General features: G+C 56.4%; 15 protein-coding genes. 10 read left to right on the plus strand and 5 right to left on the minus strand.

All coding sequences use genetic code 11. The annotated features are described in order from the left end of the window. Positions 1–114: 114 nt before the first annotated feature. Positions 115–765 carry a uracil-DNA glycosylase gene (locus tag FIV46_RS00595; RefSeq protein WP_139937864.1) on the minus strand — a complete coding sequence of 217 codons (651 nt, stop codon included), beginning with the start codon at positions 763–765 and terminating at the stop codon, positions 115–117. Further along, entirely contained in the window at positions 762–1307 is a 546-nt protein-coding gene (locus tag FIV46_RS00600) for a LabA-like NYN domain-containing protein (RefSeq protein WP_139937865.1), read from the minus strand. Before FIV46_RS00600 ends, FIV46_RS00595 begins: the two co-directional genes overlap by 4 nt. A gap of 158 nt (positions 1308–1465) precedes the next feature. Between FIV46_RS00600 and folK the strand changes: the two genes are divergently transcribed. The 10 genes from folK (at position 1466) to era (ending at position 9823) form a co-directional block, all read left to right on the plus strand. Then, positions 1466–1999, plus strand: coding sequence for a 2-amino-4-hydroxy-6-hydroxymethyldihydropteridine diphosphokinase (gene folK / locus FIV46_RS00605; RefSeq protein ID WP_139937866.1), 534 nt, complete (start codon positions 1466–1468; stop codon positions 1997–1999). Positions 2000–2106: 107 nt separating this feature from the next. Then, positions 2107–2499 (plus strand): DNA-directed RNA polymerase subunit omega, encoded by a 393-nt coding sequence (rpoZ, locus tag FIV46_RS18380; protein ID WP_139937867.1) that lies wholly within the window; start codon positions 2107–2109, stop codon positions 2497–2499. Between the two features lie 137 nt (positions 2500–2636). Then, positions 2637–4781, plus strand: a complete 2145-nt coding sequence (locus FIV46_RS00615; RefSeq protein ID WP_139937868.1) for a RelA/SpoT family protein — start codon at positions 2637–2639, stop codon at positions 4779–4781. Between the two features lie 27 nt (positions 4782–4808). Continuing rightward, complete coding sequence (gene pyrE / locus FIV46_RS00620) at positions 4809–5390, plus strand: orotate phosphoribosyltransferase (protein ID WP_139937869.1); 582 nt, start codon at positions 4809–4811, stop codon at positions 5388–5390. A gap of 103 nt (positions 5391–5493) precedes the next feature. After that, the gene (locus tag FIV46_RS00625; RefSeq protein WP_139937870.1) at positions 5494–6072 is read left to right on the plus strand and encodes a DUF2062 domain-containing protein; all 579 of its coding nucleotides are present in this window, start codon (positions 5494–5496) and stop codon (positions 6070–6072) included. After that, a complete protein-coding gene (locus FIV46_RS00630; protein ID WP_139937871.1) occupies positions 6066–6815 on the plus strand; it encodes a pyridoxine 5'-phosphate synthase in 750 nt (249 codons plus the stop codon). The genes FIV46_RS00625 and FIV46_RS00630 overlap by 7 nt, the downstream gene beginning before the upstream one ends. After that, the gene (gene acpS, locus FIV46_RS00635; RefSeq protein WP_139937872.1) at positions 6815–7228 is read left to right on the plus strand and encodes a holo-ACP synthase; all 414 of its coding nucleotides are present in this window, start codon (positions 6815–6817) and stop codon (positions 7226–7228) included. Before FIV46_RS00630 ends, acpS begins: the two co-directional genes overlap by 1 nt. A gap of 144 nt (positions 7229–7372) precedes the next feature. Further along, positions 7373–8176, plus strand: coding sequence for a signal peptidase I (gene lepB / locus FIV46_RS00640; RefSeq protein WP_139937873.1), 804 nt, complete (start codon positions 7373–7375; stop codon positions 8174–8176). Between the two features lie 42 nt (positions 8177–8218). Next, positions 8219–8902 (plus strand): ribonuclease III, encoded by a 684-nt coding sequence (gene rnc, locus FIV46_RS00645; protein ID WP_219845810.1) that lies wholly within the window; start codon positions 8219–8221, stop codon positions 8900–8902. Between the two features lie 15 nt (positions 8903–8917). Next, positions 8918–9823, plus strand: coding sequence for a GTPase Era (gene era, locus FIV46_RS00650; RefSeq protein WP_181162994.1), 906 nt, complete (start codon positions 8918–8920; stop codon positions 9821–9823). A 3-nt stretch (positions 9824–9826) separates the two neighbouring features. On the opposite strand, the gene FIV46_RS00655 is transcribed toward era, so the two are convergent. From FIV46_RS00655 to rocF, 3 genes are all read right to left on the minus strand, one after another. Next, positions 9827–10711, minus strand: a complete 885-nt coding sequence (locus FIV46_RS00655) for a lipoprotein N-acyltransferase Lnb domain-containing protein (protein WP_139937874.1) — start codon at positions 10709–10711, stop codon at positions 9827–9829. Positions 10712–10775: 64 nt separating this feature from the next. After that, positions 10776–11987 (minus strand): ornithine--oxo-acid transaminase, encoded by a 1212-nt coding sequence (gene rocD / locus FIV46_RS00660; RefSeq protein ID WP_139937875.1) that lies wholly within the window; start codon positions 11985–11987, stop codon positions 10776–10778. Further along, entirely contained in the window at positions 11987–12916 is a 930-nt protein-coding gene (rocF, locus tag FIV46_RS00665; protein WP_139937876.1) for an arginase, read from the minus strand. Before rocF ends, rocD begins: the two co-directional genes overlap by 1 nt. Positions 12917–13081: the final 165 nt, after the last annotated feature.

A 13081-nucleotide genomic window follows, 5' to 3' on the forward strand; every position in this document is an offset into this window, starting at 1 on the left:
CGATGGTTCATCCCTACACCTGAACTCAGGCTATATTATTGAGTCTGAATATGTCCTGAACGTGGCATTCAGCGAAGCCTCATGGAAGAAATAAAGGGGAATTGCCCTGAGCGGTCAGGCCAGCTGCGCTTCAATCAGCCGGAACACATCCTCGAACATTTCCGTCGTCAGCCGCCCGGTGTTGGTGTTGTAGCGGGAGCAATGATAGCTGTCGATCAGGCAGATTTTGTCATTCAGCTGGTGCCGGGCGCCATGAGCGAATTTATAAGCCGATTTTTTGACCCCAAAGGTGGTCAGCACCGCATTGTGCGCCACCAGCCCCAGGGCCAGCAGGACCCTGACGTTGCTGAGGGAGTCGATTTGTTCGACCAGAAATGGTCGGCAGGTCTTTTCCTCGGTGGTGGTGGGTTTGTTTTGCGGTGGCACGCAGCGCACCGCATTGGTGATCATCGCCCGGTTGAGGGTCAGGCCGTCATCGATTTCCTGGCCATAGTTACCCGCGGCAAATCCGAATTTCACCAGGGTCGGGTAGAGCAGGTCGCCGGCGTAGTCGCCGGTAAAGGGCCGGCCGGTGCGGTTTGCCCCGTGCAGGCCGGGCGCAAGGCCGACCACCAGAAGTTCACAGTCACGGTCGCCGAAGGACGGGACCGCGCCGTTGAAATAATCGGGAAATTTTTCCTGGTTTTCCTGCCTGAATTCCACCAGCCGCGGGCACAGCATACAGTCCCGCGGGGCTTCGCCTGCGGGCAAATTCTCAACTGTCATGGATGCTGTCCGTTCCCCTGGCGGCCAAAGGCGTCGTGCATGTCGGACAGCTCGATGAAAATATCGGCCTGACGGCGCAGTTCGTCCGCAATCATCGGCGGACTGGTCTTTGTGCTGCTGATGACGGATACCCGCACCCCGCGCCGCTGCACGGCCTCGACCAGTCGGCGGAAATCGCCGTCGCCGGAAAACAGCACCATATGATCCACATGTTCGGCCAGGCCCATCATGTCGATGGCCAGCTCCATATCCATATTACCCTTGATTTTTCTCTCTCCCCTGTGGTCGATAAATTCCTTGGTGGGTTTGGTCACAAGGGTATAGCCGTTATAGTCCAGCCAGTCTACAAGTGGTCGCAACGGGGAATATTCCGCTTCCTCGATCAGGGCGGTGTAATAATTGGCGCGCAACAGGATGCCCCGGGTGGCGAAATATTCACGCAGCCGCTTGTAGTCAATATCAAAGGAGAGTGCCTTGGCTGTGGCGAACAGATTCGACCCGTCAATGAAAAGGGCAAGTTTCTCGTTCGGATAGAAATACATAACGAAAATTCCTAAATAAATATATCGCTTATTAGTATAACATGAAATTCATTTTATTACAAATGGTTAGCCGTTTGTCATGCTGACATTTTTTGGTGTTGTTATCAGGTCTGATCCGTTATGGTAGGCGCCGATTACGTCGATAAAAAGGCTTTGCTATGATCCTGATCGGATTTGGCGGCAACCTGCCGTCCCCGGAACATGGAGCTCCGGAAAACAATATCCGCGCCGCCATTGAAATTCTGGAGGCCCATGGTGTCGAGCTCGACCGGCTGTCCGCTTTTTATGAAACCGAACCGGTACCGGTTTCCGACCAGCCCTGGTATGTGAATGCGGTCGCGTCGGTGACGACGGCGCTGGGGGCGGGGGAATTGCTGGAGCTGCTGCATACCATCGAGCAGGACCTCGGACGGGTGCGCAACAGGCGCTGGGAGGCGAGGCTGATTGACCTGGATCTGCTGGCCTATGACGACCTGGTGCTGCCGTCGCCTGAAAGCTGGGCCGAAGCCGGGAAGATGGACCCGCCGACAGAGCCGGTGGTGCCGCATCCCCGCATGCATCTGCGGGCCTTCGTCCTTGACCCGCTGATGGATATTGCGCCCGACTGGCGCCACCCGGTATTTGGCCGGACCGCGCGCGAGCTTCGATCAGAGCTGGAAGACCCCGGCCGGATCAGAAAGCTTGTACGCTGAAAAATAGTGAAAAATATGGGCAAATTAGTGGTTTGCGGGGTTTACAGCCGCGGGTGACGGTTGTATAAGCCTCGTTTCAGGAAAATTCTATTGGAGAGCATTGCGGCATGGCACGCGTTACTGTTGAAGATTGCGTAGATAAAGTACCGAACCGGTTCGAACTGGTTCTTGTGGCGGCCCAGCGGGCCCGTCAGATTTCATCCGGCGCTCCCCTGACTGTGGACCGGGACAATGACAAAAACCCGGTTGTTGCCCTGCGGGAAATCGCTGACGAAACCGTCAAGCCGGGAGATCTTGAGGAAGCTATCGTTCACGGTATGCAGAAACATGTCGAAGTGGATGAGCCCGAAGAGGATGATATTTCCCTGCTGCTGGCCGGTAAAAAACTGGAAGAAGCCAACCAGGATGTGACCCCTGAGAATCTGTCAAAGATTGCAAGCGAAGTCATGGAAGAGGCGGCAACTGCTGAAGAGCAGGCGGAAGGCGACGAAGAAGAATAAACGCCTTGAAACAGTGATTTGGAAAAGAAGGTCTGCCGGTAAAATAGGCAGGCCTCTTTTTTTGACATTTAACCTTTCAAGTTAAAGCGTGGCGACATATATCTGACATAGTGAAAAGAAATTAAACGGATCAGGCAGTGATCAGGCAATTTGAACTTGTAGAACGGGTAAGAAGTTACGATCAGGAGCTCAATGAGAATCTCCTGAACCGCGCCTATGTCTTTTCCATGAAAGCCCACGGCAAGCAGAAACGGGCCAGCGGTGATCCCTATTTCTCCCATCCGCTGGAAGTGGCCGGTATCCTGACCAATATGCAGCTGGACTGCGATACCATTGTCACGGCCCTGTTGCATGACACAATCGAGGATACGGTTGCCACCTACGAGCAGATAGAGGAACTGTTCGGCGAGGAAATCGCCCGTCTGGTGGACGGGGTGACCAAGCTGTCCAAGCTGGAATATTCCTCGGAAAGTTCCAAGCAGGCCGAGAACTTCCGCAAGTTCCTGCTGGCCATGTCCAACGATATCCGGGTGCTGCTGGTCAAGCTGGCTGACCGCCTGCATAACATGCGCACCCTGCATTTTATCAGCAAACCGGAAAAGAGGGCCCGCATCTCCAAGGAGACCCTCGACATCTATGCGCCCTTGGCGGAACGTATCGGCATGCAGGAAATCAAGGAAGAGCTGGAAGCTCTGGCCTTTCCCAATGTCTATCCCGAAGCCCATGAGTCCATTATCCGCCGGCTGGATTTTCTCCATGCCAATACCGCAGACATTCGCGAACAGGTGATCACCGAACTGGAATGGCTGTTGACTGAAGCGGGGATCGAGGCGGAAGTCAAGGGCCGGGAAAAGAAACCCTTTTCCATCTGGCGCAAGATGACCTACCGCAACGTGAGCCTGGAAGACCAGGCAGATATCCTGGCGTTCCGGATCATTGTCGATGACACGGAAACCTGTTACCGGGCGCTTGGCGTGGTGCACCAGAAGTGGCCGGCGGTGCCGGGCCTGATCAAGGACTATATTTCCATGCCGAAGCCCAACGGCTACCAGTCCATTCATACGGCGGTGATCGGTCCCCAGAAAAAGAAAATCGAAATCCAGATCCGCTCCTCCGAAATGGATGCGGTGGCGGAAAAGGGGGTGGCCGCCCACTGGTCCTACAAGCAGCATGCCTCCGAGAAGGAAGGGGCGCAGTATCGCTGGCTGCAGGATCTGCTGGAGATCCTGGAACATTCTTCCGATCCCGAGGAATTCCTGGAACATACCAAGCTCGCCATGTACCAGAACCAGGTGTTCTGTTTTACCCCGAAAGGGGAACTGGTCAGCCTGCCGATGGGGGCCACGGTGGTGGATTTTGCCTATGCGGTGCATACCCGGATCGGCGACAACTGTGTCGGTGCCAAAATCAACGGCAAGCCGGTCCAGCTCAGGACCCGCCTGTCCAATGGCGACCAGGTCCAGATTTTGCGCTCCAACGCCCAGCAGCCGTCGCCCAACTGGCTCAGTTTTGTCATCACCGGTAAGGCCAAGTCGGCGATCCGGCGCTTTATTCGCCACCAGAAGCGGGACGAATATGTCAAGCTGGGCAAAAGTATTCTGGAGCGGGCATTCCAGCATGAAAGCCGGGATTTCAACAAAAAATCCATGGAGCTTGCCGCCAAAAACCTGAATATGTCCGATACCGACGAATTGTTCGAGCAGGTCGGCAAGGGCGAGTTGCTGGACCGGAAAGTCCTGGAAACGGTTTTCCCCGGCATCAAGCTGAACGGCCGGGAAAGTGCCGCCGCTTTTGTGCGTGCCGAGGCGACCGATACCGCCAAGAAAGGCGGCGCCATCCCGATCAAGGGCCTGACGCCGGGCCTGGCGGTGCACCTGTCCGAATGTTGTCATCCACTGCCCGGAGACCGGATCGTCGGTATTACCACGACCGGCAAAGGGATCATGGTGCATACCATCGACTGCGATGCCCTGGATGTTTATTCGGAGACCCCCGAGGTCTGGCTCGACCTGTCCTGGTCGGCGCCGGGCGAGGATGCGGGCTTTTTTGTCGGCCGCGTCGAAGTATTGCTGGAGCATGAGCCCGGCGCCTTGGCCAATGTGCTGAATGTGGTGGCCCGGGAGCACGGCAACCTCAGCAACATCAAGTTTGCCGAGCGTTCGCCGGATATGTTCAGGATTGAGCTTGATATTGAGGTCAGAGATGTTAAACATCTGACCAGCATTATTACCGCCCTGCGGGCCAGCGAGAGGGTCAACAGCGTGGAACGAGCTTTCAGCTAGACTGCATCACATAAAAGGAAGAATTCGATGGATCGTGAGGACGTACTGGAACTATTCAGGGAGGCCGGCGCTCTGCTGGAAGGACATTTCCTCCTGTCATCCGGGCTGCACAGCACCATGTACCTGCAGTGTGCGCGGGTGCTGATGGACGCCCGGCGGGCGGAAAAACTCTGCGGCGCCCTGGCGGACAAAGTCCGGGCGACAGTCGGCGAAGTCGATATGGTGGTGTCGCCGGCCATGGGCGGTGTGATTGTCGGCTATGAAATGGGCCGCCAGCTGGGGGTGCCGGCCATTTTCACCGAGCGGGTTGATGGGGAATTCACCCTGCGCCGCGGTTTTGAAATTCCCGAAGGCGCCCGTATTCTGATGGCGGAAGATATCGTCACCACCGGCCTGTCGTCCCGCGAATGTATTGAGGTGATCCGCAAATATGGCGGCAACGTCACCGTTGCCAGTTGCCTGATTGACCGCAGCAACGGCGCTGCCGATGTCGGGGTGCCGCTGGTGTCCCTGGTCGGTCTGGATATCCCGACCTATGAAGCGGACAAATTGCCGCCGGAGCTTGAAGGCACGGAAGCCGTCAAACCGGGGAGCCGGGGGCTGAAATAAGCAATAATCAGGCTCTGAAGATACAGGAAAGGGAAAGACACTGTTTCTGCGCCGCAAGAAGAAGACCGTCCTGACCAGGATCCAGGATCTGCTCTGGCCCGCTTTGGGCTGGCGGAGGGCCTTCAGCTATATGCATCACCGGCTGGCGCGCATTCCCGGAACCTCCTATGCCCTGGCGGCCGGCTTTGCCAGCGGCGCCGCAATCTCCTTTACCCCCTTTGTCGGACTTCATTTCATTCTGGCGGCGATCTTTGCCTGGATTATCCGGGGGAATATCCTGACCTCCGCCATGGGGACCGTGGTCGGCAATCCCTGGACCTTTCCCGTGATCTGGGTGGCAACCTACGAGACCGGCAGCTGGCTTCTGGGCTGGGAGCCGAAAGACAATATGTGGGGTGGCATGATGGAAGCGGCCGATCATGTGACCTTCGGCAGCCTCTTCGTTGACCCGCTCAAGGCCCTGGAACCTATCGCACCCTATTTTCATTCCGTATTCCTGCCCATGCTGCTCGGGGGAATTGTGCTTGGTGCAATTGCCTGGGGGGTTGTATATTGGCCCATCTATAAACTCGTATCCGAATATAAACGCAAGCGTTTTGAAAAACGCATGAAAGCGCTGGAAAGAAAAATCGCCACAAGCGGTCACAGCGATCTGGGAGAGGAAGGGAAAACCATATGGTAGAGCAGGACCGTATTCGTCTGGGGGTTAATATTGATCATGTCGCCACCATTCGCAATGCCCGCGGCGGGCAGCATCCGGATCCGGTGCGGGCAGCCGTTTTGGCGGCCAAGGCCGGCGCTGACGGCATCACGGCCCACCTCAGGGAAGACCGCCGCCATATCTCTGACAATGACATCGAGCGGCTGATGGCGGAAATCAGCCTGCCGCTCAATCTGGAGATGGCCGCAACCGAGGAAATGCTCGCCATTGCCCTGCGTCACAAGCCGGCGTCCAGCTGCCTGGTGCCGGAAAAGCGTCAGGAGCTGACCACCGAAGGCGGACTGGATGTTGCCGGCGCGGAGGACTATCTCGGTCCCTATGTGGAAAAGCTCAAGGCTTCCGGCATCAGCGTCAGCCTGTTTATCGATCCTGAGGAAAGCCAGATCCGCGCCTCACACAGACTGGGGGCTGATAAAGTGGAGCTGCACACCGGGACCTATGTGGAGGCAGAGGGCGAAGATCACCAGCGGGAACTGGATCGGTTACGCCGCGGCGCCAGCCTGTGTGAAGAACTGGGCCTGGAGGTTCATGCCGGGCACGGGCTGAATTACGACACGGTGGAGGCCGTGGCCCGGATTCCCCAGTTTGCCGAGTTCAACATCGGCCATTTCCTGGTCGGCGAGGCCATTTTTGTCGGTTTGCCGGAAAGCCTGCGCCGGATGCGGGTGCTGATGGACCGGGGCAGGCGGAACAGGGAAGGCTGATGCGGGTTCTCGGCCTCGGCAACGACCTGGTGGATATCCGGCGCATAGAGAACTCGCTGGACAAATACGGCGATCGTTTTATCCGGCGCACCTTTCATGAGGTGGAAAAAGAACGGGCGGAGGCCCGGCCACAGACCAGGGCGTCGGTTTATGCCAAGCGCTTTGCCGCCAAGGAAGCCTTTTCCAAGGCGCTGGGGACCGGTTTCCTGCAGGACGGGGTCAGCTGGCAGGATGTCTGGGTGGAAAATGACGACCGGGGGCGACCGCACATCCGGCTTGCGGGCCGGGCAAAGGAGATACTGGAAGCAATGGTGCCGGAAGGTCTGACAGCACAAATCGACCTGACGATTACCGACGATTACCCCTGGGCGCAGGCCATTGTCTTAATTACAGCATATTACGCTGATAGATAAATCCGGAAGCAGGGAGATTTTATAAAATCCGCCCGGCTTTTCATTTTTATCATTTGTGATTTGAGGCGGCATGGGCTAAGCCTATGAACAATTGGGTATTTGATTCCTTCACGAGCGTATCGCGAAAGAGAGATTTTTTGATCAATGACTGAAAATACAAAAGACCAGCCGCAGACTTCTGCCGAGGTCAAAAAAACTGTCGAGATTAAAAAGGAAGAAAGCTGGCTTGAATTTGCGTCGACCGTTGGTCTTGCGGTTCTGATTGCCATCATTTTCCGCAGTTTTATCTACCAGCCCTTTACGATCCCTTCTGAATCCATGCTGAATAACCTGATGGTGGGTGACTATCTGCTGGTATCGAAATTTTCCTATGGCTACAGCCATCATTCGCTGCCGTTCAGCCCGCCGCTCTTTTCCGGCCGTATTTTCGAAAGCCCGGTCGAGCGCGGCGACGTTGCCGTGTTCAGGCTGCCCCGCGATCCCGGCACCTATTATATCAAGCGTATTCTCGGACTGCCCGGGGATCGCATCCAGATGAAGAAGAGCGTGCTCTATATCAATGGCGAAGCTGTCAAGCGTGAACGGCTTGAAGATTATGTCAGGATCAAAAACGGCCGCCAGGAAGTTTTCAAGCAATATCGGGAAACCCTGCCCAGCGGCCGCAGCTATATCACACTGGATATGGGCTATTTCCCGGGGTCACGGGCTGACGACACGCCGGTTTTCAGGGTGCCTGAGGGGCATTACTTCGGCATCGGCGATAACCGGGATAATTCCCAGGACAGCCGTTTTCCGAAATCCGAAGGCGTCGGCTATATTCCCAGCGAGAATGTTATCGGACGGGCGGAATTTCTGACACTTTCCTTCGATGACCAGGCGGCGCTTTGGGAATTCTGGAAATGGTTCCCCAAGGAACGTCGCGAACGTTTCTTCACGAAAATCAAGTAGGGTAATACCAAAAAACGCCGACAAAATAAGAATGAGAGAACGGTGACGTCAAAAAAAGGACAATATAGCGCTCTGTACCAGACGCTGGGGTATGAATTCAGGGATGAGGACCTTTTGCGCCAGGCACTGACCCATCCCAGTCTGGAAGGACCGGTGAATTACCAGCGCCTGGAATTTGTCGGTGACCGGGTGCTCGGGCTTTTGATTGCCGAATGGATTTATGAAAAATATCCCAATGTGGATGAGGGTGGCATGGCCAGCCGCCATACCAACCTTGTGCGTCGGGAGACCTGCGCCGAGGCCGCTGAAAAAATGGATCTCGCCGATTATATCCTGATGGCCAAAAGTACCGAGGATACCGGCGGACGAAAACGGGCGACCATCCTCGGCGATGTCTGCGAGGCGGTGCTGGGCGCCATGTATATGGAAGGTGGCCTGGATGTCTGCCGCAAGCTGATCCGGACCCACTGGCAGGTCTTTATCGACCAGGATGGCCTGGCGGTGCGCGATGCCAAGACCAGGCTGCAGGAATGGGCCCAGAGCCGGCGCATTTCCACCCCCAGTTATGTGACGCTCGGACGCGAGGGGCCGGCCCACGAGCCGTTGTTCACCATCGCGGTGCGTCTCAACGGAATGGAGGAGCAGACCGGGCAGGGCGGCTCCAAGCGCGAAGCCGAGCAGGCTGCCGCGGCAAAAATGCTTGATTACATTGAAGAAAATTACTGAGAACAGGTGATCCCGATGACGACTGAGCAGAATACGCGTTGCGGTTATGTGGCGTTGATCGGGGCGCCCAATGCCGGGAAATCAACCCTTCTCAACGCCTTGGTGGGCAGCAAGATCGCCATTGTCACCCATAAGGTGCAGACCACTCGCACCCGCATTCTTGGCGTAGCCATAGACGGTCCGAACCAGATGATCTTCCTGGATACACCCGGGATATTTCAGCCGAAAAAGCGCATGGAGCGGGCCATGGTGGCCGCAGCCTGGGAAGGGGCTCATGATGCGGATATCATTGTCCTGCTGGTGGATGCCTCGCGCGGCATTGACGAGGATACCCGCCGCATTGCCGGCGACCTGAAGGAAAAGAAACGCAAGGTTATCCTGGCCTTGAACAAGGTGGACGGCATGAAGCGGGAGACGCTTTTGCCATTGATCCAGGAAATGAACGAGATCGGCGAGTTTACCGATACACTGCTGATTTCCGCCCTCCGGGGGGACGGTCTGGATGAACTGAAGGCAAAGATCGCGGAATATCTGCCCAAGGGGATCTGGCTTTACCCGGAAGACCAGCTGACCGACATCACCGAGCGCATGCTGGCGGCGGAAATCACCCGGGAGAAATTCTTCCTGCGGCTGCATGACGAGCTGCCCTACAGCGCCACTATCGAGACCGAACAGTGGAAAAACCTCAAAGACGGGTCGGTGCGCATCGAGCAGGTGATTTACGTGGAGCGGGAAAGCCAGAAGAAGATCGTGATCGGCAAGGGCGGCGCCATCCTGAAGGAAATCGGCAAGCAGGCCCGGGAGGAACTTGAGGAAATCCTCGACCGGCGGGTGCATCTGTTTCTCTTTGTCAAGGTCCGCAAGGACTGGACCGAAGACAGGGAGCGTTACCGCAACATGGGTCTCGACTGGGTCAAGTAGCCGTTAGTCTGCTGCCGGACAAGGCTGGACGCCGAGTTCGTTATATCCGGCCCAGCCGCAGCGGATCCTGTCCGAATAAGTCTCATCCAGTTCCAGCCCGTTGAGCCGGACGGCGGCCCGTTTGCGACCGTCCTCCAGCGGGATATCGTCCGGGATGAGACCGATCTTGTAGGCCAGGCGGTCAGCCCGCCCCGGCAGAAGGATCCGGAAGTCGATGAAATAGGTCTCGTCGCTGATCGGTGTATTCTTGATCAGGTTGGTCAGGCAGCTGTCGAACAGGGTATTGTAGAAATCCGGACTGTTGTGGAGCTCATTGGTCTCGGTGATAACTTTCAGGAAATAGGCCTGCATCACCCGCTTGTCTTCGATCATGACGGGGTACAGCATGACATGTTCCCCCCGCACATGGGTGCGCTGGCCGATGATATCCTGTTCCGTCGCCCAGACATAGATTTTGTTGAATTGACGCAACATGCCGCGGAACGCACCGTAATGTTCGCCGGGATGCAGGCGGGTTTCCACTGACAGCGAGAGATATTCCCCGTTTTCGAATTCGAAGCTGAGGAAATTATGGGCCAGACCCACAGGCCCGAAATGGGAAATTCCGTACCAGATCCGTTTCAGCTCGCCAGGATAGTAACTGCGGTCAAAATATTGTATCCGGTCCGGCGAGCGGTCGGCATGATAGGTGAAATCCCGCACATTATGCAGATGGATATGCTCGTCCTCTATTTCCGCAAAGGCCGTGCGGGCCAGCTGCGGCTGCCAGGGGCCGGCCCTGTCGGGGGTTTGTAATTCAAGGAAGATCCAGAGACCGATAACCAGCCCGCTGAGGATCGCCGCAGCATATTTCAGGAAACCAATAAATCTATTTCTGGAACGAGCCATGTCACCCCCAACTTACTTTTAAAAATGTTAGGGGGAAACGGCCCTTTTGACAAGCCTGTCTGTATCAGCCTTCGTCCTGGAGAACTTCGGCAATCTGTTCGGCCAGCCAGTCGATCTGCTCCATTTCGATCACCAGCGGCGGGGCGAGACGGATCACATAGTCATGGGTTTCCTTGCACAGAATGCCCCGATCCATCAGCGCTTCGCAATAGGGGCGGGCCAGGCCCACTTCCTTGTGCAGTTCGATGCCGATAAACAGGCCCTTGCCGCGGATGTCCGCCACCTTGTTGGTGGGGATGGCTTCCAGCTTGCGCATCAGATAGTCGCCCAGCAGGCGGGAACGGTCAGCCAGTTTTTCTTCTTCTATGACTTCCAGGGCGGCCAGCCCGACGGCGGCGCCGAGCGGGTTGCCGCCGTAGGTGCTGCCGTGGATGCCTGGCGTAAAGACCCGGAGAATCTCACGCGAGGAAATCACCGCCGAGACCGGATAGGCGCCGCCGCTCAGGGCCTTGCCGACGATCAGCATGTCCGGTTTGGCATGATCTTCATGCTGGTAGCAGAACAGCTTGCCAGTGCGGCCGAGGCCGGTCTGGATTTCATCCATGACCATCAGCACATCATTGTCGCGGCAGATTTTCCGGGTCGCCGCCAGGTATCCTTCCGGCGGCACGTTGATGCCGGCTTCACCCTGGATCGGTTCCATGATGATGGCGACTGTATTGTCGGTAATGGCGGCCTCCAGGGCCGCGGCATCGCCGTAAGGCACGATCCTGAACCCGGGCGTGAAGGGGCCGAAATGATGCTTGTAATCCTCTTCGGACGACGCGCTGACGGTGGTGACGGTGCGGCCGTGGAAATTACCTTCGAAAAAGATGATCTCAGCCTGGTTGTCGGGCACGCCTTTGACTTCATAGCCCCATTTGCGCACCGCCTTGATCGCAGTCTCCACCGCTTCGGCGCCGGTGTTCATGGGCAGGGCCATTTCCATTTCCGCCATAGCGCAGAGTTTCTCCAGGAAGTCGCCCATTTGATCATTATGGAACGCCCGCGAAGTCAGCGTCAGCTTTCCCGCCTGTTCTGTCAGCGCACTGATGATTTTCGGGTGGCAATGGCCCTGGTTGACGGCGCTGTAGGCGCTCAGGCAATCCAGGTATTTGTTGCCGTCCACGTCCCATACCCAGATGCCCTTGCCGCGGCTGAGAACCAGGGGCAGGGGGTGATAGTTGTGGGCGCTATGCAGGTCGGTTTTATGAATAATTTCCTGTTGCAGGGGCATTAGCGGGTTCCTTTGGTAGGCGGAAGAATATGATTGCCGAACAGGCTGGCGGCCAAATCTACAGCCAGTTCTGCAGTTATGTTTTTATGGTCGAGAGCCGGATTGATTTCAGCAATATCCAGTGACCCCATGATGCCGCTGTCATAAACCATTTCCATACACAGCTGGGCCTCGCGATAGGTCAGGCCGCCCTGGATCTTGGTCCCCACGCCTGGCGCGATGGAAGGGTCGAGGCTGTCCACATCAAAACTTACATGCAGGTGGGCGTTTTTATCCCGGACCTGCTCGATGATGCTGTGCATGGTCATGCGCATGCCGATCTCGTCGATGCGGCGCATGTCAAAGACATTGATGCCGCTGTCGGTCACCAGCTTTTTCTCCGCCCGGTCGACGGACCGGATGCCGACCTGATAGATGTTGTTGGGGTTGACCATGGGGGTGACCGAGGACAGGCCGGTCAGTTCCACCGGGCCCACGCCGGACATGACCGCTACCGGCATGCCATGAATGTTACCGGTCGGACTGGTTTCCGGCGTATTGAAATCCGCGTGGGCGTCAATCCACAGGACGCACAGCGGGATATTTTTTTGCGCGCAATAGCGGGAGACGGCGGCAATGGAGCCGATGCTCATGCCGTGATCACCACCCATCATGACGGGGAAATGGCCCTCCATCAGTTCCGTATAGACGGCATCCTGGACGTTCTGGCACCAGATCACGGTTTCCTTCAGATGCCTGAGACCGTCCTCGGGAGGGTGGTTGGGGGTCTTCGGGCCATAGAGGTTTCCGGTATCAACCACCTCATAGCCGAGTTTCTCCAGCGTGGTCGCCATGCCGGCGACTCTGAGCGCCTCCGGTCCCATTGTGGCGCCGCGATCACTGGCGGAAATATCGCTGGGCACGCCAATAAGTGAAATTTTCTTTGTCATATCCGATTTAACAGCATAGATAGTAATAGCTTGATTTGTGCTAGCTTTGCATGAAAACGGAAAAATGAAATATCTATTTTTCACAAAACGCCGAATATTCTTCGGGTTTGTTGGAGAATGTGATACATTGTTCTAACATGCTATAAAAACAATATCTAATAACTA

The organism is Emcibacter nanhaiensis (assembly GCF_006385175.1).
In the GTDB taxonomy this organism is placed as follows: Bacteria; Pseudomonadota; Alphaproteobacteria; order Sphingomonadales; family Emcibacteraceae; genus Emcibacter; species Emcibacter nanhaiensis.